21 protein-coding genes, 1 tRNA gene and 1 riboswitch are annotated in these 22,628 nt (G+C 47.6%); of the genes, 4 read left to right on the top strand and 18 right to left on the bottom strand.

What is annotated here, in order from left to right; translation table 11 throughout:
* Nucleotides 1-37 precede the first annotated feature (37 nt).
* The 7 genes from ACTHMC_RS00835 to ACTHMC_RS00805 all read right to left on the bottom strand — a co-directional run bounded on the left by ACTHMC_RS00835 (nucleotide 38) and on the right by ACTHMC_RS00805 (nucleotide 7,576).
* Nucleotides 38-1,141 carry an SGNH/GDSL hydrolase family protein gene (locus ACTHMC_RS00835; protein WP_440410007.1) on the bottom strand — a complete coding sequence of 368 codons (1,104 nt, stop codon included), beginning with the start codon at nucleotides 1,139-1,141 and terminating at the stop codon, nucleotides 38-40.
* A 92-nt stretch (nucleotides 1,142-1,233) separates the two neighbouring features.
* Nucleotides 1,234-3,615, bottom strand: a complete 2,382-nt coding sequence (locus ACTHMC_RS00830; protein WP_440410006.1) for a hypothetical protein — start codon at nucleotides 3,613-3,615, stop codon at nucleotides 1,234-1,236.
* Between the two features lie 290 nt (nucleotides 3,616-3,905).
* Nucleotides 3,906-4,106: a hypothetical protein gene (locus ACTHMC_RS00825; protein ID WP_440410004.1), complete on the bottom strand. Its 201-nt coding sequence runs from the start codon at nucleotides 4,104-4,106 to the stop codon at nucleotides 3,906-3,908.
* 95 nt (nucleotides 4,107-4,201) lie between these two features.
* Nucleotides 4,202-5,518 (bottom strand): ribosome biogenesis GTPase Der, encoded by a 1,317-nt coding sequence (gene der / locus ACTHMC_RS00820; protein ID WP_440410002.1) that lies wholly within the window; start codon nucleotides 5,516-5,518, stop codon nucleotides 4,202-4,204.
* A gap of 17 nt (nucleotides 5,519-5,535) precedes the next feature.
* Nucleotides 5,536-6,405: a GTPase Era gene (gene era / locus ACTHMC_RS00815; protein WP_440410000.1), complete on the bottom strand. Its 870-nt coding sequence runs from the start codon at nucleotides 6,403-6,405 to the stop codon at nucleotides 5,536-5,538.
* Nucleotides 6,406-6,792: 387 nt separating this feature from the next.
* Complete coding sequence (locus tag ACTHMC_RS00810; RefSeq protein ID WP_440409999.1) at nucleotides 6,793-7,290, bottom strand: hypothetical protein; 498 nt, start codon at nucleotides 7,288-7,290, stop codon at nucleotides 6,793-6,795.
* 214 nt (nucleotides 7,291-7,504) lie between these two features.
* Nucleotides 7,505-7,576, bottom strand: a tRNA-Met gene (locus tag ACTHMC_RS00805).
* Nucleotides 7,577-7,658: 82 nt separating this feature from the next.
* Between ACTHMC_RS00805 and ACTHMC_RS00800 the strand changes: the two genes are divergently transcribed.
* Nucleotides 7,659-8,501, top strand: coding sequence for an alpha/beta hydrolase (locus ACTHMC_RS00800; RefSeq protein ID WP_440409997.1), 843 nt, complete (start codon nucleotides 7,659-7,661; stop codon nucleotides 8,499-8,501).
* A 6-nt stretch (nucleotides 8,502-8,507) separates the two neighbouring features.
* Here the strand turns inward: ACTHMC_RS00800 and ACTHMC_RS00795 are convergent, their stop codons facing one another.
* The 7 genes from ACTHMC_RS00795 to ACTHMC_RS00765 all read right to left on the bottom strand — a co-directional run bounded on the left by ACTHMC_RS00795 (nucleotide 8,508) and on the right by ACTHMC_RS00765 (nucleotide 13,797).
* Entirely contained in the window at nucleotides 8,508-9,218 is a 711-nt protein-coding gene (locus ACTHMC_RS00795; protein WP_440409995.1) for a head GIN domain-containing protein, read from the bottom strand.
* Between the two features lie 21 nt (nucleotides 9,219-9,239).
* A complete protein-coding gene (locus ACTHMC_RS00790) occupies nucleotides 9,240-9,959 on the bottom strand; it encodes a head GIN domain-containing protein (RefSeq protein WP_440409993.1) in 720 nt (239 codons plus the stop codon).
* A gap of 72 nt (nucleotides 9,960-10,031) precedes the next feature.
* Nucleotides 10,032-11,375, bottom strand: a complete 1,344-nt coding sequence (locus tag ACTHMC_RS00785; RefSeq protein ID WP_440409991.1) for a sensor histidine kinase — start codon at nucleotides 11,373-11,375, stop codon at nucleotides 10,032-10,034.
* A 7-nt stretch (nucleotides 11,376-11,382) separates the two neighbouring features.
* Complete coding sequence (locus ACTHMC_RS00780; RefSeq protein WP_440409989.1) at nucleotides 11,383-12,057, bottom strand: response regulator transcription factor; 675 nt, start codon at nucleotides 12,055-12,057, stop codon at nucleotides 11,383-11,385.
* 1 nt (nucleotide 12,058) lies between these two features.
* Nucleotides 12,059-12,961, bottom strand: coding sequence for an outer membrane protein (locus tag ACTHMC_RS00775; RefSeq protein ID WP_440409987.1), 903 nt, complete (start codon nucleotides 12,959-12,961; stop codon nucleotides 12,059-12,061).
* A gap of 22 nt (nucleotides 12,962-12,983) precedes the next feature.
* On the bottom strand, nucleotides 12,984-13,349 hold the full coding sequence (locus tag ACTHMC_RS00770) for a hypothetical protein (protein ID WP_440409986.1): 366 nt from the start codon (nucleotides 13,347-13,349) through the stop codon (nucleotides 12,984-12,986).
* 49 nt (nucleotides 13,350-13,398) lie between these two features.
* Entirely contained in the window at nucleotides 13,399-13,797 is a 399-nt protein-coding gene (locus tag ACTHMC_RS00765) for a hypothetical protein (protein ID WP_440409985.1), read from the bottom strand.
* A 131-nt stretch (nucleotides 13,798-13,928) separates the two neighbouring features.
* A riboswitch (TPP riboswitch) is annotated at nucleotides 13,929-14,032 on the top strand.
* 85 nt (nucleotides 14,033-14,117) lie between these two features.
* Between ACTHMC_RS00765 and ACTHMC_RS00760 the strand changes: the two genes are divergently transcribed.
* Nucleotides 14,118-16,439 carry a TonB-dependent receptor gene (locus ACTHMC_RS00760; protein ID WP_440409984.1) on the top strand — a complete coding sequence of 774 codons (2,322 nt, stop codon included), beginning with the start codon at nucleotides 14,118-14,120 and terminating at the stop codon, nucleotides 16,437-16,439.
* Nucleotides 16,440-16,573: 134 nt separating this feature from the next.
* Here the strand turns inward: ACTHMC_RS00760 and ACTHMC_RS00755 are convergent, their stop codons facing one another.
* From ACTHMC_RS00755 to ACTHMC_RS00740, 4 genes are all read right to left on the bottom strand, one after another.
* A complete protein-coding gene (locus ACTHMC_RS00755) occupies nucleotides 16,574-16,879 on the bottom strand; it encodes a rhodanese-like domain-containing protein (RefSeq protein WP_440409982.1) in 306 nt (101 codons plus the stop codon).
* Between the two features lie 37 nt (nucleotides 16,880-16,916).
* A complete protein-coding gene (locus tag ACTHMC_RS00750) occupies nucleotides 16,917-17,723 on the bottom strand; it encodes a PASTA domain-containing protein (RefSeq protein ID WP_440409981.1) in 807 nt (268 codons plus the stop codon).
* Nucleotides 17,724-17,750: 27 nt separating this feature from the next.
* Complete coding sequence (locus ACTHMC_RS00745; RefSeq protein WP_440409979.1) at nucleotides 17,751-18,746, bottom strand: D-alanine--D-alanine ligase; 996 nt, start codon at nucleotides 18,744-18,746, stop codon at nucleotides 17,751-17,753.
* Between the two features lie 268 nt (nucleotides 18,747-19,014).
* On the bottom strand, nucleotides 19,015-19,362 hold the full coding sequence (locus tag ACTHMC_RS00740; protein WP_440409977.1) for a 4Fe-4S dicluster domain-containing protein: 348 nt from the start codon (nucleotides 19,360-19,362) through the stop codon (nucleotides 19,015-19,017).
* Nucleotides 19,363-19,419: 57 nt separating this feature from the next.
* Here ACTHMC_RS00740 and ACTHMC_RS00735 point away from each other — a divergent pair, with 57 nt between their 5' ends.
* Nucleotides 19,420-20,418 (top strand): acyl-CoA reductase, encoded by a 999-nt coding sequence (locus ACTHMC_RS00735; RefSeq protein WP_440409975.1) that lies wholly within the window; start codon nucleotides 19,420-19,422, stop codon nucleotides 20,416-20,418.
* A 224-nt stretch (nucleotides 20,419-20,642) separates the two neighbouring features.
* Entirely contained in the window at nucleotides 20,643-22,166 is a 1,524-nt protein-coding gene (locus tag ACTHMC_RS00730) for a trypsin-like peptidase domain-containing protein (RefSeq protein WP_440409973.1), read from the top strand.
* Nucleotides 22,167-22,628 lie beyond the last annotated feature (462 nt).

Here is a 22,628-nt window from a genome sequence, read left to right as displayed (position 1 = left end):
GAATTTACAGAAAAAGAAATGGACATACAACCTGCACTTACCTGGGGAAACGGGAATGCAGGTAAGGCCCAAGCGTATCCGCAAGTACAGAAGCCACTTTAGCGGCGCCTTCATTGGTAAAATGAATATGATCGTAGAAATAAACACTGTTCTTAGGCAGCGATGTGGCAAGGTCTATCAGGAATACTTTCTTCTCTTCACATACCTTTCTCAATTCCTGATTGTACAGTTGCAGTATGGCCCAGCTGCTTTTACCATTACCCTGCCAGTCCTTTACCGTTTCAAGGTTTACACCGGTAATACTGTCTATACCAATGCCGCCACGGCAGGGTTGGGTGACCATCACAGGAACGATCTGGTGACGCAGACATGTATCTATGAGTTGCAATACCCGTTGACGATAGCCCTCGATAAAAGGCTGCTGCTGTTGTAAACGGGCATGGAGTGTTTCGTCTGACACCTGTATGGTTGGCAATGCTTTCAGATCGATGAGATCGGTTCCGGTTACGGCCAGTTTTTTGGCGCGCCATTGCCGCCAGAGGTTAAGGCAGAGGTTGAATACTTCGCTGTTATTATTCAGGAAATACCGGAAGCCCGTGTACTGATCTTTCCTGGCCAGTTGTTCCGTTCTGGTGGGTTTGGCATTCTCCACATCGTTCACTCCAATAAGAAACAACACCACTTTGGGTTTCAACGCCAGGAGATGGTCCTGGAGCAACACCTGGTGCCCGAAGGTGGAGTGGCCATCCATGCCTGCATTATTCACCCATACATTACCCGGTTGCTGCTTAAGCCGTTGCCCCAGCAGGTAGGGCCATGTATTCTGATCACTTAAGAAGCTGCAGGCAGTGGTACTGCCTCCGACTGTAATGATGGAAATCACTGAATCGTAATGAAAGGGTTTGGGATCGCCGCGAAGCCCGAGTTCATTGAGAGAGACATGGATAACGCTATCAAGTTTGGGATTGACCCTGTTCTCTATATCAAACTGCTTATTGGCTGTAAGTACGATCTTATCTCCTCGCAGCCGCGATTGAAAAGGGTTATAGATCCTGAGGAAGATCTCAAAAAAGAGAACTGTTACCAGGATCACAAATAAGATATAGCCCGTCTTTTTCAGATATTTTTTCAGCAGGTGCACATATAAAAATAATGATAAATAGCATAAATGAAAAAGGGTGCCCCGATCTGTTCCGGGGCACCCTGAAGGCATATTTAAAACCTGGTAAACTTCTATTGTTTCACAAAGCGGATGCTTCCGGTCTTCGCACCATTGTCAAGAATTCCGGTCACCTGGTACGCACCTGCAGGCAGTGCACTGAGGTTGAGCCATACATCCTGGCTGCCGGCTGAAAGGGCAGACTGTTGCTGGTGAACGATCCTGCCGTACATATCGGTAACCGCAAGTCTGATAGTAGCCCTTGAGGAAGCGCTGATATTCAGTTTGGCCTGGCTGGTAACCAGTGTAGGCATCATGGAATTGATCAACCAACCTTCTCCGTTATTGAATACAGTAACAATCTTGCTCATCATTACCACACCCTGCTGATCGATCATACGCAGCTGGTAGTAAGTGGTCTTCTTCGGCAGTTGATTATCCTGGAATGTGAATGTCAGTTGCTGTGTAGCGGCTTTCACAGTTCCAACAGCATTGAAGTTGGTGCCATCCTCTGAACGCAGTACTTCAAACCTGTCAGGGTTGCTGCTGGCAGTGATGTTCCAGTCGAGTTTAGCAGCCGTATTGGATACCTTCTTCGCGTTGAACGACAGCAGGTATACAGGCAACGGAGAACCGGGCACTACACCGAAGGTAAATGGACTGAAGCTGCTGAGCACATCGGAAGTAACAGTACCGGTGGTGCTGTTGCCTGGTGTGAGCTCATTGCCTGTCAGGCCTTTTACACTCTCCCACTTGTTGTCAACGGAATTGAAATGTGCTACCACCAGTTTATCCGGACCAAATGCTCCGGGCACTGCGCCTGATACTGTCAGCTTAACTGCGGCATCACTTCCTGAAACTTTTGAAATGTTCCAGTATTCAGCATTAGATACTTTATAAAGAGGTGTTGATACAGCTGTAACGCCGTAAGAACCGGCAACATACTGACCAGAATAAGATGAAAGCGTGGCTGTATTGGGGATCACGTCAACTGGGCGGTAAACATTACCACCTGTTGGCAGAGTAAGCGCCGCTGCAGTGTTGGTTCTGCGACCCACCAGACCGGCAACAAAGGCGTTAGTGCCTGCACCGTTCACAGTCAAGGCATCATTCGCTGTGTTGTTTATCATCAGCAGGTTTGAACCGGAGCTGATCTTTCCTTTATTGGTAGTAGCCCAGCTGAGCCTTCCTACAGAAAGCGGAGCGGCAAGAACAGCGCCGTTCACGTTATTCATCCTGAGGGTAACTACATTATTAGCATTATCGATGGTGCCAGAACTGATGTTGATCGTTTGTACAGCGTTTCCATTCAACTCTACAGCGTAGATCTCAGCATTGGCAGGATTTGCTGAAGCAGGTGCGCCGAATGAACCGGCGGTTTGTGTGAAGTTGCCTTTCACCCTTAGCTCTGTGGGATAAGAAGCAGTAGTAACAACGGCATCACGAAGGTTGAAAGTACCACCTGTCTGGCTGTAGTTGCCATTTACCTGCAGGATCCAGCTGGCATCTGCACCCGGATTACTGTTACCGAGTGTAACCACAGAAGTTCCGCCCAGTTCAAAATTACCGGTAACAGTGTAATTGATGGTTGCACCGGTACTACCGATAAAGCCCATCGTCACGTTCCTGTTGTTTGTATTCAGTACCTGGAAATGTCCACCGATTATAAGACCGGGTTGAAGTGCCCAGGTAATATCAGCATTCAGTGCAGGGCAGTTGAAGACCAGGTTACCTATAGTATAAGGAGAAACTGTATTGATGGTTGTTAACGAACCGGTATTGCCTGTTATATTAATGGTAGAAGTGCTGGCCCAGGTGGCAACGGGTGTGCCTCCACCATCTCTTTCCACACGGCATTCAGAGCCGCCATTGAAAAAGCAGTATCCGGCTGCGGAAGCCAGTGTATGAGGAATGGATCCGAGTCCAAGGATCATGGTGCCATTCACATCCAGCCTGTTGCCCTGGCCGGTTGCAGATGGCAGGGTGTAAGCACTGCCACCACCGCCTGCGCCGGTAGCACCAAAATACCAGGTGCCGTTCACCAGGCCTTTGGCGTTATTGGCAAATGCGGAAACGAATCCAACGTTGGGAACATTGATACTCTCCAGCCGGCTGCCTGCATCGATACGCAGCGCGTAATTGGTGGTTGTGGTTCCGATCAGTTGAAAATTAGTGTTGCCAGTTGCCGTGATCCTGGCTGTTACATTATTCATAACAACCAGAGAAAGGAGCTGCACGGAACCGCTCACTTCAACAGTGGGTGTACCCTGATCAAAGATGGCGATAGAGGTAGCAGAATTGGGTACTGATGCCCCGGTTGATACACCGTCAGCGGACCAGTTGGAAGTGCTGCTCCATAATCCATTTGCTGCCCCTCTCCAATATCTCGTTTGTGCATGAGTGGTAGCAATGCAACATAGGGTGCATGCTAAGGTAAGCATGTAGAGTTTTTTCATACATGAAGTATTTTAAGAATCAGAATGCGAAAAAATGCACAGGAGAGTGGATTCCGAGAGGTCTTTGCGGTAGGAAACAGAATGGAATTATAGCACTAAGTGTGGTTCGGGGGACAATATACAATAAAAACAGGATACCATGCAAGGGGTGAGGCAAAATAGGTGAATGGAAAGTTTCCACTATCCCAGAACGGGGAATTTGCCGCATTTTTCAGGCTCCCGGGACAAAAAAAGTGCCCCGGAAAAGCCCGGGGCATAATTTCTTGCAAGAAGTTTATGCAGGGAGCATATTAGTGCTTAGCTGCAGAATCAACTTTAGGAGTAGCAGAGCTGTCAGCAGGAGCTGGAGTAGCAGTGCTGTCAGCAGGTGCTGGTGCAGGAGCTGGAGCTTGAACTGCAGTTGTGTCTTGTTTAGGCTCTTCAGTTTTACCGCTGTCGTTGCAGGCTACGAGTACACCAGCTACAGCCAAAATTGCGAATAACTTTTTCATGCGAACTTGCTTTTTAGAGTTTAATCAGATGGGCGCAAAGGTATAAGCTTTTTGATATTATGCAAGTGATTTGACATATATCATTAAAAACTTTTCTACTTTTTGCGGAAGAAAAGCCTCACCGGCACCCCTTTGAAATTAAAGTTTTGCCTCAACTGATTTTCCAGGTAATTCTTGTACGGCTGCTTGATATCGTCAGGCAGGTTGGCAAAGAATGCAAAGGAAGGTACATGCGTTGGCAGCTGGGTTACGAACTTGATCTTTACCGGGTTTCCACGAACCACCGGCGGGTGGTAGCTTTCGATGGCTTTCAGCATCACCTCGTTCAGCTTGGAGGTAGGGATCCGCTGCTGCTTGTTGGCATACACTTCCAGCGCAAGTTCTATCGCTTTGTGGATCCTTTGTTTTTCCTTAGCGGATATGAAAAGGATAGGTACATCCGTAAAGGGTGCGATCCTTTCTTTCAATGTTTTTTCGTAATCGCGGGCAGTATTGGTTTCCTTTGCCATCGTATCCCATTTGTTCACCAGCAATACGATGCCCTTGCCTTTCTTGGCAGCCAGACTGAAGATGTTGAGGTCCTGTTGTGTGATCCCTTTTTCAGCATCCAGCAGCAATAAACATATATCGGCTTCGTCCATGGCTTTGATGGCCCGGATCACGGAATAGAATTCCAGGTCTTCATGCACTTTGGTCTTGCGGCGGATACCGGCCGTATCGATCAGCATGAAATCTTTCTGGAAGAGATTGTAACGGGTATGGATAGTGTCGCGGGTTGTGCCGGCGATATCGCTTACGATGGTGCGCTCCTGTCCTACCAGGGCATTGAGCAGGGATGATTTGCCCACATTGGGCTGCCCGATGATGGCAAAGCGGGGAAGATCATTGATCTGCTCCTGCTCTTCGGATTCTTTCTCGGTCATGATCCCTGTCACCGCGTCCAGGATTTCACCGGTGCCGCTGCCAGACATGGCAGAAACGAAGAAGATATTATCGAAGCCGAGGCTGTAGAACTCGGTAGCTTCCAGCAGGCGCTCGGGATTGTCTACCTTGTTAACTGCAATGAATACTGGTTTGGAAGCGCGACGGAGCACATCCGCCATGGCTTCGTCCAGGTCAGTGATACCAGTAGCGGCATCAGCCATGAAGATGATGGCATTGGCCTCTTCCACGGCTATCATCACCTGTTTTTTGATCTCGCGCTCAAACACATCTTCGCTCTGCGGTACAAAACCTCCTGTGTCTATCACGTTGAAGGTTTTGCCGTTCCACTCGCAAACGCCGTACTGGCGGTCGCGCGTAACACCGCTCTGGTCATCCACGATGGCCTTGCGCTGCTCCAGCAAGCGATTAAAAAATGTGCTTTTCCCTACATTCGGTCGCCCGACAATTGCTACAGTAAAACCTGCCATGACTATCCCTGATTTTATTAATAGTATCCGTATTCTTTGAGCATGAACTCATTGTCGCGCCATTTCGGGCGCACTTTCACAAACAGTTCCAGGAATACCTTCCTTCCGAGGAAGGCTTCAATATCCGCTCTGGCCTGGGTTCCCAGTTGTTTGATCATTTTTCCGCCTTCGCCCAGCAGGATCACTTTCTGTGTTTCACGCTGCACGATGATGTCGGCCACTATCTTGGTTAAAGTTGATTTTTCTTTGAATTCGGTGATGATCACCGTGGCGTGATAAGGTATTTCTTCCTTGTACAGGTAGAAGATCTTTTCGCGGACCATTTCCGCTACAAAAAAGCGGGTGGGAAGATCGGTCATTTCCTCTCCGTCGAAGAAAGGGTTGCCTTCTGGAAGGTATTTGAGGATGCCCTGCAGCAGTTCATTGAGCTGGGATCCTTTGAGGGCGGAAATGCCGATAAGCTCTTTGCAATATGATTTGGATCCGAAGAACGCATACACTTCCTCGATCCTTTCTTTGCTGGCCTTATCAATTTTATTGATCACCACTATACTGGGCACGCGCAATTTCAGCGTCTCGAAGATCTGGTTGGCCTCTTCAAGCTCTTCATTGGCATCCACCAGCAGAACGGCTACATCGGAATCCTCCATGGCACTCTTCACAGCCATCATCATTTTCTCCTGCAGCTTGTACTTGGGATCGATGATACCGGGCGTGTCTGACAGGATGATCTGATAATCATCTGTTGTGAGGATCCCACGGATACGGTGACGGGTGGTCTGCACCTTGGGTGATACAATGGCCAGCTTCTCGCCCATCAGAGCATTCATCAGCGTGCTTTTCCCGGCATTGGGCCGGCCAAATATGGTGACAAAACCTGTTTTCATACCGTTTTAAGAGGTGCAAAGGTAAAGAATAATAAGGGGAGAGAGCTGCTAATCTTCAAGGACAGGCCGGGCAACAGGGTAAAGTTTAACCAGAAGTGGAGTTAAATTACTGATTGTCCGTATCCGGAGTAGGTCCCGAAGGCATTCAGCACCATGGTTGCGACCTTCTTCTGCCACGTTATTGCGGACATAGCAGTAATACCGGGCTACCCTTCCGCGGCAAACAAGGCTTACCACTCCCGCAACCCGCGGCTGTCCCGCGGATGAACAAAGAGTACAACAGTATATTGATCAGGGAATCCGCGATAAGAGTAGGGAAAAACAATTCTTTGGAAGGCCTATTTCTCAGTCTTTTCAGGTACTGGTAAGTGGACAAATATCAGAAGATCAGGTTGGTTTTTGAGAACAAGCAGAGCATAAGTTATTGATTGTTCCACTTTTGTATAAATCCAGCCAACTTTGCAAAGTTGACACTGAAGGTGCATTATTATTTATCAAAGCTTTGATAAAACGCTTGAACCCATCATTACGATCCATATCCTGAGTTTTACTGATACTTCTGAACCCTTTCAATCCAGGTGGAAGCCCGAACTTTTCATCTGCTGGATCCAGGTTAATTACCATCGCATCTTTAAGCAACCACTTTTCAATTTCAGGACAAATAAGAATGAGGTATTGTTGAAAATCCTTGTGCTTTTTCAGAATGAGATTATTCTCGCTATAACAACGATTGATATTGAAGAATATATCAACGCCATAATCTAAAAGCTCGGAAAGATCCTGATCGGTGAGCTTTTGCACTGTTGTTTCAAATTGCTTACTGTTATAACCACAAACGAAAATTGCCAGATCACCTTTAGGGGTATTTTCGATTAGATTGTTCAACAAACAGGGACTATGAGTTGCAACAAAAAATTGCCGGTTATGAGTGCTTATGATCTCACCAGCTAATTGGCTGATGAATTTTGGAAATGAATGTACTTCTGGCTCTTCTAAAGTAACAACAAGAGCATTGTTATAGCGGATGGAAGCTTAGCGAAACCTGAGTTCACAAGATAAAAAACAAAAAACCAGCCGATATCGACTGGTTCTGTTTCTGTTGCGAAGCCAGGGATCGAACCTGGGACCTTCGGGTTATGAGCCCGACGAGCTACCGCTGCTCTACTTCGCGATGTATTGGAGTGCAAATATAGGAGCTTTTTCATTCACACCAAAATGAATTTCAAATTTTTACAAAATTGTATATTCATTGTATGAAATCTTTTTTCCATTTCTTACTCATCGCTCCCCTCTTCTTCGCCTGCGGAAAAGGCGTAACCCAGCAACAGGACGAGCTTTACAGCCGCCACCTTCAACGCAAGGTAGCCCTAACGGTGATCAATACCCCGGTTCCCGACGATCGTACTACAATACATCTGCTCCTCCTCAACGATGGACAGGATATTGAACGGCTACGGGTAAAAGCCATTACCGACAGCCTCGTAAAAGCCAAAGCCATCCAGCCGCTCGTGATCGTTGCCATCCATGCCGCAGACCGAATGCAGGAATATGGCGTGGCCGGTAAACCCGATTATCAAAAAAGAGGCAGCAAAGCAGATCACTACGATGCTTTCATCAACAATGAGCTCTATCCATATATCAAGAAGAAAGCAGGTGTCCGCAAATTCAAATCCGTGGCATTCGCTGGTATGTCGCTCGGCGCACTAAGTGCACTGGATATAGGATATACGCATAACGATAAGATCCAGAAGCTCGGACTCTTCTCCGGTTCCTTCTGGTGGCGAGATAAAGACACCAAAGACAGTACTTACAATAATGATAAAAACCGCATCATGATCGCGCGGCTCAAAGCATCCCGCAAAAAGCCCAATCAGCAATACTGGTTCTATGTTGGAGCGAAAGAAGAAAATTCAGACCGCGACGGAGATGGCATCATCGACGCCATCGACGACACAAAGGATGTGATCGCAGCGCTCAAAGAAAGAGGAATACCGGATGCAGATATCGTATATAAAGAAACGCCCCAGGGGCAGCACGACTGGCCTTACTGGAGCGTTGCATTTCCTGAATTCATGGTCTGGGCCTTCGGCCGATGACCAGTACTAGTTTCTTTTTCTCACACTGCTGGCACCATTGCTCTGCTGATTCTTGATCACAGCATCACCACGGTAATTCACATCACTGGCCCCTGAAGCACGGGCGCTTATTTCTTTATTCACCGTGATCTGAACATCGGAAGCACCGCTGGTTTCTATATCACAATAATCCGATTTCAGATCATATGCCTTCAGATCACTGGCGCCATTGGTATTAACGGAAACAGTGGTAGCCGTTCCGCTCAAAGAGGCATCGGAAGCGCCTGACAAGCGGATATTCAGCGTGCCCACATCTACAGCCCCTTTGAAATCACTGGCGCCACTCATCTCGATACTCAGCTGAGATCCCTTGATGGTCCCTGTAACAATCACATCACTGGCTCCTGATGCAGTAAGTTTCTTAAGCTCTCTGAAAGCGATATAGGCACGCAGTTTCATATTCCCATGGAAATTGAATCCTTTATTGTCAAACGTGATCTTCAATACTCCATCTTCCACTACAGTCCTGATCCTGTCGCGATACTCTTCCTTCAAAGCACTCACGGCCAGAGACTCGGTCTCATCCTGTGAAATGAACAGGTCAATAGCGTTGGATACCCTGATCGAATGAAAACTTCCGATCTCTCTTGGCTGTACATTGGGATCATTGATGATCACTTTCTGCGCCATAAGGGCAAGCGGGAAAAATACCGCCATGAGAATTATCCACCTTTTCATAATCATAAATCTGTTTGCTGCTTATTTTTTGTTGCTTACACTTCCACCACTGCTGGTATGCACATCATTGCGGGAAGCATCGCCCTTGTACACCAGTTCTCCGCCACTGCTGGCTTTGGCAGATACTTCTTTATTGATAGTGAGCTTCACACTGGCGCCACTGCTCACCTTCACATTCGCTTTCTCCGTTACCAGCTCATATCCACTGAGATCACTGCCACTACTTCCATCCACATCTATCTTTCCTGCCGAACCGGAGATCTTCACTACGGAACCACTCGCATGCTCTACAGACAAAGCCGATGCCTCTACATTCCCTTTGAAAGTTCCGCCACTATGCGCCTCCAGCAACAGTTTGTCAGACTTGATAGTGCCTTCCACCTGCATGTACGCCCCCGAAGATACTTCCAGTTTTTCTACAGTGGCAATGGAAACATAGGCTTTTACATTTTTCTTGAGGTATTTGAACTTGAACTTCAATCCTGTATTTTCAAAGAAGATCCGCAATACACCATCCTGCACGATCGTTTTCACCCGGTCCTTTATTTCTGCCGATTCAGCACTGATTGCCACCGCCTCAGCCGCATCCTGGGTGATATACAATTGAATACCAGTGGCCACCGTCACTCCCTTGAAACCTTTTACATCCCGTAATTCCGCATTAGGGTCATTGAAGGTCTTCTGGGCCATTAAGCATACCGTAAAAAGCAGGGCTGCAAGGCCTAAAGCGATTTTTTTCATGATCATTCATTTTGAGTTGAAAGGGTTTACTCCTATAGGGACGTGCAGCGGGAAAGAAATGTTACAATTTTTTCAAAAAGTTTCAGGACCGGTCTTTTCCACGATGCCGGCAGGAAAGCTGACAGTGAAGACTGAGCCCAGGCCGGGCTCCGATTCCAGGCTGAGATCCAGCCCGTGGTAGGTAACTATGCTTCTGACAATCGACAGGCCAAGTCCATGCCCCTCATTCCGGGCAAAACCACCTTTCTTAAAGCGGTCGAAAATACTCTCCTGTTCTTCAGCGGAAATTCCCACACCCGTATCTTTTACAGACACAAGATACTCCCCTCCTGCACCCATACTATCTGTTATACTTATACATCCTCCTTCCCTATTATACCGGATGGCATTGGTGATGATATTGTAAAACAGTTGAAACACCAGATCCTGATTGAGGCGGATCAGCTGAATATCTTCCCTTAACGAAATGGTTAGGGTCAGGTGGCGGTTGGCTATTCTACCTGCCAGTTCATTGGTGATCTCAGGGATCAGCTGGCTGCATCGTACAGTGTGGCTGCGGAGATACTGGGCATTCTCTATGCGGGAGATCATCAGCAATGCATTCACGATCTTCTTCAGCCGGTTCAGTATCTTCATCATGTCAAGCACCTTTTCCTGTGTGGCTTCATCCTGACTGACGAGCATCAGGTTTTCAAGTTTTGTTTGCAGGATACTGATGGGCGTCATCAGTTCGTGGGATGCATTGGAAGTGAAGGCACGTTCCCGTTCAAAATCATCTGTAATGGTTTGCATCAGACCGATAAGACTTTCATCAAGATACCTGAAATCGGAAGTGGAGGTCTTAACGGGAGGAGAATTTTTCGTGAAAGGCACTCTTGCATTCACCAGCCTGGAACGGATGATCTTCCGCAAAGGACTGATGAGAATACGTGTTACTGAAAGATCCAGTAACAACGTGAACAATACCAGTGCCGCCAGCACCCAGAGCGCGATCCGCTGCAGGGGCGCATTGTAGAGCCTGATACTGTCAACCGTTTTGCCGATCTCAAGTGTATACTGATGGTCCCCATATTCAAAATTGGAAATCAGCGTGCGGTAGTTAAGCGTATCACCTTCAACGATCCGCTGGGAATTCAGGATGGTATCGGGGATCTGCACATTGCTGTTCCTTTCCAGCGAAACATACTCTTCCTTCAGCATGGTATAACTGCCATAGGTGGAATCGCCTTCCAGGTAATACTCGATGCCGTTCTGCCGGATCACATTGAATACTTTCTTTTCCTGCTGGCGCAAGCGGTGATTGGCATATTCCATCGCTACCTTATCTACCAGCAATGGCAATAACCATACGAAGAGCAGCACGATGGCCAGCTTCGAGATGGTGGCAAATAAAGTGAGTTTGGTCAGCAGTTTCATTCAGTGATCAGAGTTTGATCTTATAACCTACGCCCCTGATGGTCTGCAACCATTCTACCGGAGCAAAGGCCGTCATCTTTTTCCGGATATTTTTGATATGTACATCTATATAATTCGAATCATAATCATCATCTGAAAAACTGCCCCAGATATGTTCACCCAACTGTAATCTTGTAAGAGGGCGGTTCTTATGCAGTACAAGATAACTCAGCAGATCGAATTCTTTTTTGGAAAGCCCCACATCATTTCCCTGATAACTGGCTACGCGCGTAACCAGGTTGATGCTGAAATCACCCAGTTCCACAGAACTGTCTTTCCACCCGGACTTTCTCCTTGAAATGGCCTGCATGCGTGATTGCAACTCCAGCAGGGAGAAAGGCTTGGGCAGGTAATCGTCTGCGCCCAGATCAAGCCCCGCAATCCGGTCCTCCAGTTTGCCTCTTGCAGTAAGAATGATGTAGGAGGCATCCGGGCATATCCGCTTTGCTTCTTCCAATACCTGCAATCCATCCCTGTCAGGTAATCCGAGATCAAGCAGAATAAAATCATATCCGCTCTGCTCCATCTGCTCTCTTGCCTGTCTGGCATTGAATGCCAGGTCGCAGAGATAGGATGACCTTTTCAGGAAATCTTCCATCTCCAGCGCCATGGACCTTTCATCTTCTATGATCAGTACTTTCATATTAAAACTGGTAATAGAATGCTGCGCCGTAAAAAGTATTGAGTTTGCCGGGGCGCGACTGCACCCTGTTTCCCAGCAGCGACAGCTGACAGCTCAGTTCAAACATCATGCCCTTGCGATACACAGCCAGCGGCAGTTTGCAATTATAAGACAGCAGGTTGAACCGGTTAGCCTCCTTCACTTCAACAGTGGTTCCTGAATTACCAGGATTGTTGGGATTGTTAGGATTGTTGCCAGGCAGGTTTACCGGAAGCCTGTCCAGCAGTTTCCCCAGCAGACTGTCGCGCGTTTGCTTATCGCTTTCATAATACTCATAGAACCTCTGCGTGCCGGCCGTTACATTGAATTCCGGTGTGAACAGGATGAAAGTGACTGAATCAAAAGTTTTCAGCACAACCTGTTTACTGATGGCCGGTGTAACAAAAATATCCTGGGTTTTACCGAATGTATAATCCACGTTCAGCGAGGCTGTAAGCCAGTTCTCATACGTGAGCGTAGCGCTGGCTGTATGTGGATTGGCCGCCTGCAGGAATGGCGAAAGTGTAGGAAAGAAAGTGTACGAATATCCGACGTCTGCAGTTAACTTCTTACTTAAAGGAAATTCAAACCCCGCACCTGCAGCATATGCAGAAGCCAGCTTTGAAGAGTCGTTCAGCAGGCGGTACGCCATACCGTTCACATAGAAACCTGAACGGTGCCGGTAAGATGCCACCAGGGCAACATAAGGCGTCTTTTCTTCCGCTTTCTGTCCGTAATAACTGGCATTGGTAGCATATAATGCACCAGCAGTGAAAGTTGAGCTTGCTGCTGGTGTGCTGTCGGTTGCCTTCCCTTCATTTTCTTCCTGCGCCACAACAACCGAGCAGCATAAGACCAGTACAGCGATGGTTAGAAACTCTTTCATAGATGTAGTTGTGATGGTAAGGTCAAAGTCTGATCTTTTTGATCACTTTGGGCGTTTTTATCACGGGTACTTTTACAGGCAGTTGGGGAATTGGAACAGCCACAGGCTTGGGTTGCTTCCTGGCTTTGGGGACCTGCTTGATCACCTTGATCACTTCTCCTGTCTTAGGATCCGTCTGTGGCAGCTCTTTAACCGGTTGAACCGGCTTCTCCGCCTCCTGCTCTTTTTTGTCCGTTTGCTCTTTCTTTTGGTTCTCCGCCTGTTTTTTGGGCGGAATGGTATCAGCGCTAAGAACATGCCAGCTGAAGCCGGATTGGCTTAAAAACCAGGGCAGTGGTTTTTGCACACTGCCCCGGCCCTCATGGGTACAGATCATGAGTATGATCAAAACTCCAAAATAGCAGTACTTATTCGCTTTCATATTATGCCCCTCTTCATTAATGGAGACCTATCCTGGCTGCCCCGTTTACTTTTACGGAAGCCTTTGCAGGAGTGGCTTTCACCGGTTTCACTTTTACCTTTGTTGCCGCAGAGGTTGATACATTTGAATTCACTTTCACAGGTTTGTCGTTGGCAATATCAACTGCCGCCTTTACTTCCTGCCCATGAGCAGCCACCGCTTTCACCTGCTGACCTTTATTCTGCTCTGCTGTTTTAGCAATGGCCTTTACCTGATCTGATGTTTGTGCTTTTGCGGCGGTTGCCACTTTGCCTGCTGTTTCCACTTTTTCCTTCGCATTCACCTTCACTGCAGCCTCAGTTTTTACTTTTGCGTCCTGTGCCATTACTGTGCCGGAAACCAGCGCCATTGCAATAATAATGATTCCTGTTTTCATACGTTTTGATTTTAGTTCGTCAAATAGATTACAACACAAACCTATTCCCCCAAGATGAAGGGAAAATGAAAAATAGCCGGTGATTGATCTTTTGCCTGTATCTTTACGCCCTCTTTGGCCAAAGAGAAATTTCAGATTCCCCGGGGTGCTGCCCGTGTAACAACAGGCGGCTGAGATAATACCCGTTGAACCTGGTCAGGGTAATGCCTGCGCAGGGAAGGTAGGTCAAGTCTATTCAACTTCTACTTTTCGCTCCCGCAGCATTTCTCTCAAATCAATTTTATCACGGGAAGACAGTTCCCACCATTAAAAAAATGGACATGCAAAAATTGTTTTTGGGGATATGCTATGTATTATGTTCCCAATGGTTGACCGCCCAGCAGATTGCGGGTAAGGTAACCGACCTCAACTCAGGGGCTGCCGTAGCATCAGCCACCATTGAGCTCAGTAATATCGCCAGCACCACCACCAGTCCGTCCGGTGATTTCGTTTTCAGAAAGATCAAACCAGGCAATTACCGCCTCCGCATTTCCAGCGTGGGCTACAAGGCAGTAGACACCACTGTTGCAGCGGGAAGCGCCCTGGAATTCAGGTTGGAAAGGCTCAACCTCTTCATGCAACCCGTGGAAGTGAAGGCCATTCAGGCAGGCGATAAATCGCCCTTCACTAAAACCAATCTCAGCAAAAAAGAGATCGAGAAACTGAACCTCGGACAGGACATTCCCTTTGTGCTGAACCAGCTGCCCTCCACCGTAGTAAGCTCTGATGCAGGCGCAGGCGTGGGGTACACGGGGATCCGCATCCGCGGTACAGACGCCACCCGCATCAATGTTACCCTCAACGGTATCCCTTATAATGATGCAGAATCACAGGGTACTTTTTTTGTGAACCTGCCAGACTTCACCTCTTCCGTTAACAATATCCAGGTACAACGCGGTGTGGGCACTTCAAGCAACGGAGGCACCGCCTTCGGCGCCACCATCAACCTCAGCACAAATGAAGTGAACACCACTCCATATGCAGAGCTCAACAACACCGCCGGCTCCTTCAATACCTGGAAACACACCGTGAAAGCCGGAACAGGACTCATCAATAATCACTGGACCGTTGATGCACGCCTCTCCAAAGTAAGCAGTGACGGGTATGTAGACCGCGCCGCCAGCGATCTCCGCGCCTTCTATTTATCAGGGGCCTATATTGCCGAAAACACTTCAGTCCGCTTCAATATCTTCTCCGGAAAAGAAAAGACCTACCAGAGCTGGTACGGCGTTTCCGACGAAGACCTGAAAACGAACCGCCGCATCAATTATGCAGGCATGGAAAAACCCGGCGATCCCTACGATAACCAGACCGATAATTATCAGCAGGACCATTACCAGCTCTTCATCAATCACCAGTTCAACCCCAGGCTGACCGTGAACACTGCCGTGTTCCTCACAAAGGGCGCAGGTTTTTATGAAGAATACAAAGCGGGTCAGGCCTTCGCTGATTACAACAGGCCCAACTTCACCCTCGGCAGCGAAACCATTACCGAAACAGACCTCATTCGCCAGCTCCACCTCAAGAATGATTTCTATGGTCAGATCTTCTCCGTGCAGTACAAGGGTGATAACAACCAGTTCACCGCCGGCGGCGGCTGGAACCGTTTCGACAATCATCATTTCGGTCAGCTGATGTGGGCCGAAATGGGCATCCCTTACAAACATCGCTGGTACAACCTCACAGCCTTCAAAACTGACGTAAACGGCTATGCGAAATATTCTCATAAATTCGGCAGCAATATCGAAGCGTTTGCCGACGTGCAGTACCGCCGCGTGTTGTATCAGATGAATGGCTTTCGCAAAACGCCTGATGCATTCGTTCGCGAAACCTATGATTTTGTGAACCCCAAGGCAGGTATCACGTATACGAAGAATGATTACTTCGCTTACCTCAGTTATTCCATGGGCAGCAAAGAGCCAAACAGGAATGATTTTGAAGCGAATCTTGGGGAAAACCTCAAACCCGAGAAGATGCATGATTTTGAACTGGGCTTGGAGAGAAGGAATAATAAATTCTCTTATGGCGCTACGCTTTATTACATGCAGTACAAAGACCAGCTGGTGCTCACAGGAAACATCAACGATGTGGGTGAATACCTGCGCGCCAACGTGAAAGACAGCTATCGTATGGGCGTTGAACTGCAGGCCAGGAACCGCTTCACGCAATGGTTACAGGCAAGCGCCAACCTTACGCTGAGCAGTAATAAGATCAGGGACTACGGACCGGAGAAGAAAACAACGGACATTGCCTTCTCTCCCAATGTGACCGGCGGTGCAGTGATCACGATCCTTCCCGTGAAGGACCTGGAGATCAGCCTGCCTGCCAAATATGTAGGCCGCCAGTACCTCACCAATTTCTCCAACAAGGCTAACAGCCTGGAGGAATTCTATGTGCAGGATGCGAAACTGGCTTACACCTTCCGCAAGCTCCTGTTCAGGGAAGCAACACTGGCAGTACAGGTGAACAATGTATTCAACAAGATGTATACCCCTAATGGATATACGTACAGCTATGACGATGGAACAGCACTGCAGGTAGTGAACAATTACTTCCCCATGGCAGGCACCAATTTCCTGGTGGCCCTGCAGGTTAAATTCTGAGCACATTCCGGAAGAACCATAGACTAACAAGATGAGGCCGCAGCACCCTGACGGCCTCATTTTTTTTGATCCCGGGCACAAAAAAAGAGACTGACCAAAATGGCCAGCCTCCTGATATAAAAAGATTGAATGTACTAGCTGTACAGTTCCTGCCAGCGCATCATGCCACCAGCCAGGTTGTTCACATTGCTGAAGCCCATGGTCTCCAGCAGCATGGCTGCCTGCCCACTCCTGTTACCGCTGCGGCAGTAAACGATCACTTCTGCGTCTTTCAGGTTCTCCAGTTCATCTACCTGAAAATTCCTGATGTTTCCTAACGGTACCAGCTGACCGCCAATATTGAACTCAGCGTGCTCATTTGGTTCACGCACATCAACGAGGTTTACTTTTTCGCCGGCATCGAGGCGGGCCTTCAATTCTTCTGCAGTGATATTTTGCATTCTTTCAGTTTTATTCTGTGAGTAATCGTTAGCTGGATCATTCCGGCAGTGTTGAATCGCCGGCAGGCCTTTCGGGTTTGGTTGGTCCCAGCCAGATGCTGATCACCTGGCCCTGGCGGATGCGGTTTGTAGTGTGGTCAGGACCGAAACGTTCCGGTTCCTGGCGGTAAATATACGCATTTGATGTGTCACGGACTGAAGGATCCAGCACCGGTACGCCGGGTGTCAGTCCGATGGACTCCAGCAATACCCTGGCTTCAGCCCAGGTCATTCCGAAAAGATCAGGTACTGCAAATTCATCTGTACCCAGTCCGCTTCCCAGTACCAGCGAAATGCTGCTACCCTGGGGCAGCTTGGCCCCTGCCTTGATCCGCTGACCATTGTATGATTGCTCCAGTACAGAGTTCTTTGCAAAATCAGGCTTATAGGTGGTATCTCCCAGCTTGAGATGGTATTGTTTCAGGGCGATTTCCGCACTGCGAAAGCTCAGTCCTTCCAGGTTGGGCATCTCCATCAGCGGAGGCACCGCCCTGTTGATAGTAAGATAAACGGTCCTGTTCTCCTTTACGTACTCATCCGCATCAGGGAACTGACGGAGTACGGAGAGAGCTTTGGCCGTATCGTTGTAAACGGAATCCTGGATTTCCACTTCAAATCCTTTCTCTTCAAGGATCTTGCTGGCTTCTTCAAAGGATTTGCCGGTAACAGCGGGTATTATCAGCGTATCACCATGCCTGGTGATCCAATTCAGGGAAAACAGGAAAAGGAATAATACCACTACAACCAGTCCGATGGCAAAGAGAATATTTGCCCAGAGGGGTTTGCCGGTTATGAATTTGAACAAACGATGTTGATTTTAAATGATATAAAATTATGAACGCGCTTTGCGGCCCAATGCTTCTTCGATCATATCGGAATACAACCCTTTCAGGTTCCAGCCCATGGCACGCACCTGTTGCGGTACGATGCTGGCCTCACTCTGACCGGGAATAGTGTTCACTTCCAGGAAGAAAGGTGCGTCCTTCGCTTCGTTATAGATGAAATCCATCCTCACCACACCGCGGCAGTTCAGGGCATCGTAGATCCTGCGGGCTGTAGACCTCACTTTCTCCGCCATCTCCTCGCTGATCTGCGCCGGAGTGATCTCCTCATTGAGGCCCTGGTATTTGGCTTCAAAGTCGAAGAATTCATTCTTGCTCTTCACTTCAGTGATTGGCAATACCAGCAGTTCTTTGGTGGTTCTGATAACGCCTACCGTGAATTCCCGGCCCTGGATGAACTCTTCCACCAGTACCTGGTCGTCTTCCGCAAAAGCCTTTTGCAAAGCTCCTGCCAGATCTTCCGCTTTGTTCACTTTACTCATCCCGATACTGGATCCGCCGTTATTGGGCTTCACAAATACGGGCAGGGAAAGCTGCTCAAGGATCTGTGCGGCGCTGAGCGGATGGCTTTTGAAGATATGTACGGAGCGGGCTACGTTCACACCGGCAAAACCGGCCACTGCCACGCTGTAACGTTTATTGAAAGTGATAGCCGAACTGGCCGTATCACAGGTATTGTAGGAAATATTCAGCAGATCGAAGTACCCCTGCAGTCTGCCGTCCTCGCCGGGAGTACCGTGGATACCAATCAGAGCGGCATCGAACTGCACCTTTTTTCCGTTGATAAGCAGGGAGAAATCGCTTCTGTCCACAGGTACTTTCTCACCCGATCCAGTCTGGTGGAACCAGGCCTCCGGGGTAAGATCGATCCTGTACACCTCATATTTCTCTTTATCGAGGTTATTCTCAATGGTAACAGCACTTTTGTAGGAGATCACGGCCTCAGAAGAATAGCCACCGGTAACAAAGGCGATAACAGGTTTCATTAATGTATTTTGTCTGAATTTTCAGCAAATAAACGAAAAAACAAATGCCTGTTGTATGATTACCAGGATTTTTTACAATCAATTACAGGTTGCCGGAACTAAGAAAGGTGAAGGACGTTATCCCTTCACCTTCATAGCGGGAAATATCACCCGCCTGTTGTAAGTAGCACTGAGGCTACATTCACTATTTGTGTTCTTCTAAGTTACAACTCAGGAGAGGCCTTTTCCAAATTTACAGGGTGCAAATTTGGCATGGGAGCGGCAATTTTTATACGTGCAGCTTCTCTTTTTTGGCCATCAGCTCTTCCACTGTTTCCTGGTACATTTCATCAGGAACACAGCAGTCTACAGGGCAAACAGCTGCACACTGAGGCTCTTCATGAAATCCCTGGCACTCAGTACATTTATTAGCAACGATATAGTAAGTATCCACGCTTACAGGCGCATGACGCTCATCCGCATCCGTAACAGTGCCATCCAGGAGGGTAAATGGTCCTTTGATGCTGGTTCCATCAGAAATAGCCCACTCTACACCACCTTCATAAATGGCATTATTAGGACATTCCGGTTCACAGGCCCCGCAGTTGATACATTCATCAGTTATTTTGATTGCCATATGCTCATCAATTTTAATGGGTTGAATCCTATTTTTGCACCACAAATATAAGTTGTAATGAATTTACAAAACAGGCTTGATTTATTGGAAAAATTAGGACAGTATATTCTGGAAGGCAATGAACAGTGGGAAACCGCAGTGGAACGGGCTTCCAGGCAAAATGGCTGGTTCACAACAGAATTCATAGATCTGGCGGCCAACCGCATTGCCACCCATTTTTTAGCTAAGGATAAGCTTTCTGCCTGGGCATCACACTACCGGATCCCCTCCGAAAACCCCGCTCCAAAGAATACAGGCATCATCATGGCCGGCAATATCCCCCTGGTAGGCTTCCATGATTTCCTCTGCGTATTCATCAGCGGCCACCGCCAGACCATCAAACTCAGCTCCCGAGATGAGATACTGCTCAAACACCTGGTAGAGCGCCTCTATGAATGGGATGCACAAACAAAGGAACTGATCCTCTTTGAAACCATGCTCAAAGGCTGCGATGCCTATATTGCCACCGGCAGCAATAACTCAGCCCGCTATTTTGATTACTATTTCAAGAAATATCCGCATATTATCCGGCGCAACCGCACTTCAGTGGCCATTCTCACAGGAAATGAATCAGCAGAAGAACTGATTAAACTTGCTGACGATGTACACGAATATTTCGGGATGGGCTGCCGCAATATCACCAAGATCTACGTCCCCAAAGATTACGACTTCCTCCCGCTGCTCAACGCATTCAGGAAATACCACCACTTTGCTGACCATAACAAATACAGGAATAATTACGATTACCAGCTGGCAGTACTGATCCTGAACAAGCAGTACTATATGACCAACGAAAGCATCATCCTGCATGAGAACCCATCCGTGTTCTCCCCCATCAGCCAGCTCAATTATGAGTTCTATACCGATATCGCGTCTGTAGAAGAATCGCTCCGCAACAACGGCGATATCCAGGCCATTGCAGGGATTGGCCATCTTCCATTCGGAGAAGCGCAACAGCCTTCGCTCACAGACTACGCGGATGGAGTTGACACACTGCAATTTTTGCTGGAACTATGACATAATCAGCCGGGTGCGTGACAAGAGTGCAGAAGATTTTCACTGTATCCTGACTTTGTTTACATTTGTATTCACGAAGTACGAAGACTTTAGTAAATTAATTGTTAAACGTGTTTCACGGTTTAACTGTCGTTACATTTAGGCGTTAATTTGTTTGTGCTTAGGCATATAATTTGAAACGGGTTTACTACATTTAAAAACTATTTTTCTAAAATTGTCGCAATATGAAGTTGAAACAAATTGTAGCGGTTGTATTCTTTAGTGCTGCCACTACTGTTGCTACGCTTTGGGCCTGGAACCACTTCAACAAAAGTGGAACCTACGTTTATCAGAACAATTCGGATAACAACGACACCGGCAAGATACCCGCCAATTATGCCGGCTTCAATGGCCTGAACAATGCAGCAACAGTAGATTTCACTGCAGCCGCCAGTGCAGCAATTCCTGCAACGGTGCATATCAAAACAAAGGCAACACGCCAGGTTACCAACAACCTGCCCCGCAGCCCATTCAGCGAACTGTTTGACATGGATCTGGATGATTTCTTCGGAGGTGGTGGTGGCCGCGGAATGCGTTCCATTCCTCAGATGGCTTCCGGTTCCGGCGCTATCATCAGTGAAGATGGGTATATCGTTACCAATAACCACGTAATAGATGGTGCAGACGAGATAAATGTTACGCTCAACAATAAGAAAGAATTCAAAGCAAAACTGGTAGCCGCCGATCCCAGTAGTGACCTGGCGGTGATCAAGATCGAAGCCAAGAACCTGCCATTCCTCGTATACGGCAACTCCGATGACGTAAAGGTTGGACAATGGGTGCTGGCTGTAGGTTATCCCCTCACACTTGAAACCACTGTTACTGCCGGGATCGTCAGTGCCAAGGGTCGTACATTGGAGATCAATAAACGCCAGAGCAACAGTCCCGTTGAATCATTCATTCAAACGGATGCTGCCGTGAATCCCGGCAACTCTGGTGGTCCACTCATTACCACTGATGGTAAACTGATTGGTATCAACTCAGCAATTGCATCCCCTACCGGCGCTTACGCAGGTTATTCTTTCACCATTCCTGTGAACATTGTGAAGAAGATCGTTTCCGATCTGATGAAACACGGTACAGTTCAAAGGGCCTTCCTTGGCATCAACTATCCCACAGAAGCAACTTATGAAGAACTGAGAGAAAAGAACGGAGGTAATGATGTGGATGGGGTCTATGTAATGGACGTATCCGGCAACGGTGCGGCTGCAGCAGCAGGCATAAAGAAAGGTGATTTCATCACCAAAATCAACAATGTGACCGTAAACAATGGTGCAGATATAGTAGGTCAGATTGCAACTTACCGTCCCGGAGACAAGGTAGTGATCACCTACAAGAGAAACGGTAAAGAATACAATGCCAATGTTACCCTGCGTAACTTCGATGGTAATACCGATATGGTAAAAACGTCCAGCCTTGATAAACTGGGCGCAGAACTGGTCACACTCGGAAAAAATGAATCGAAGGAACTCGGTATCAATGGCGGTGTGATCATCAGGTCCATCAGCCCTCGCGGAGTACTGAGCAAAGTTCGTATCCAGGAAGGCTATGTGATCCTGAAAGCCAATAACAAGGAAGTGAAGAGTGTTGAAGAGCTCAGGAAAATACTTGATGAAACTACAGGTTCAGTGAAGCTGGAAGGTATGTATCCCGGATATGAAGGCATCTATCCGATTGTGATCAATCTGAACAACGCAGGAAATAACTAATCTCTTTTCAAATATCTAAAATCCCCGGCTTTCAGTAGCCGGGGATTTTTTATGGATCTCAGCGTCCGATATTCGGGACGTTCACTTCAGTGGTTTGACTGCAAGAGGCCTGGGTTTGGTCAGAACTTACAGTTGGAGAAGGAGACGCAGTAGCTGTATATGACAATGAACCATATGAAGCAAAGGGCGTAACAGGAAGCAGCAAATACTGATCAAATGAAATCCTGCTTACAGTTGCTGTTTTATTGCCGGCATCCAGGAACTGAAGGTTGCGGCAGCAACAAACAAAGAGAAAAGAATCGTTTTTTTCATACATAAATTTAAGTTCCTGAAGTCAACGGCCAGGATCATTCGCTTAAATCAAAAAAAACAGGGACTACATCAATATACTTAGTGTAATCAAGTGAGTTCCCTTAGTTTTAAAAAAGGAGAAGGAAGCCCTCTCCCTCCCGCAAAAAAACA

It is taken from the genome of Pseudobacter sp., from assembly GCF_051955275.1.
GTDB lineage: Bacteria > Bacteroidota > Bacteroidia > Chitinophagales > Chitinophagaceae > Pseudobacter.
This window is presented reverse-complemented; position numbering and strand designations above follow the sequence as displayed.

Coding starts and splice junctions, on each gene's coding strand:
- ACTHMC_RS00795 (WP_440409995.1), bottom strand. CDS start 9,218: ATGAAAAGGTGGATAATTCTCATGGCGGTATTTTTCCCGCTTGCCCTT.
- ACTHMC_RS00830 (WP_440410006.1), bottom strand. CDS start 3,615: ATGAAAAAACTCTACATGCTTACCTTAGCATGCACCCTATGTTGCATT.
- der (WP_440410002.1), bottom strand. CDS start 5,518: ATGGCAGGTTTTACTGTAGCAATTGTCGGGCGACCGAATGTAGGGAAA.
- ACTHMC_RS00785 (WP_440409991.1), bottom strand. CDS start 11,375: ATGAAACTGCTGACCAAACTCACTTTATTTGCCACCATCTCGAAGCTG.
- ACTHMC_RS00780 (WP_440409989.1), bottom strand. CDS start 12,057: ATGAAAGTACTGATCATAGAAGATGAAAGGTCCATGGCGCTGGAGATG.
- ACTHMC_RS00825 (WP_440410004.1), bottom strand. CDS start 4,106: ATGAAAAAGTTATTCGCAATTTTGGCTGTAGCTGGTGTACTCGTAGCC.
- ACTHMC_RS00730 (WP_440409973.1), top strand. CDS start 20,643: ATGAAGTTGAAACAAATTGTAGCGGTTGTATTCTTTAGTGCTGCCACT.
- ACTHMC_RS00735 (WP_440409975.1), top strand. CDS start 19,420: ATGAATTTACAAAACAGGCTTGATTTATTGGAAAAATTAGGACAGTAT.
- ACTHMC_RS00740 (WP_440409977.1), bottom strand. CDS start 19,362: ATGGCAATCAAAATAACTGATGAATGTATCAACTGCGGGGCCTGTGAA.
- ACTHMC_RS00800 (WP_440409997.1), top strand. CDS start 7,659: ATGAAATCTTTTTTCCATTTCTTACTCATCGCTCCCCTCTTCTTCGCC.
- ACTHMC_RS00790 (WP_440409993.1), bottom strand. CDS start 9,959: ATGAAAAAAATCGCTTTAGGCCTTGCAGCCCTGCTTTTTACGGTATGC.
- ACTHMC_RS00775 (WP_440409987.1), bottom strand. CDS start 12,961: ATGAAAGAGTTTCTAACCATCGCTGTACTGGTCTTATGCTGCTCGGTT.
- ACTHMC_RS00755 (WP_440409982.1), bottom strand. CDS start 16,879: ATGCAAAATATCACTGCAGAAGAATTGAAGGCCCGCCTCGATGCCGGC.
- era (WP_440410000.1), bottom strand. CDS start 6,405: ATGAAAACAGGTTTTGTCACCATATTTGGCCGGCCCAATGCCGGGAAA.
- ACTHMC_RS00760 (WP_440409984.1), top strand. CDS start 14,118: ATGCAAAAATTGTTTTTGGGGATATGCTATGTATTATGTTCCCAATGG.
- ACTHMC_RS00745 (WP_440409979.1), bottom strand. CDS start 18,746: ATGAAACCTGTTATCGCCTTTGTTACCGGTGGCTATTCTTCTGAGGCC.
- ACTHMC_RS00765 (WP_440409985.1), bottom strand. CDS start 13,797: ATGAAAACAGGAATCATTATTATTGCAATGGCGCTGGTTTCCGGCACA.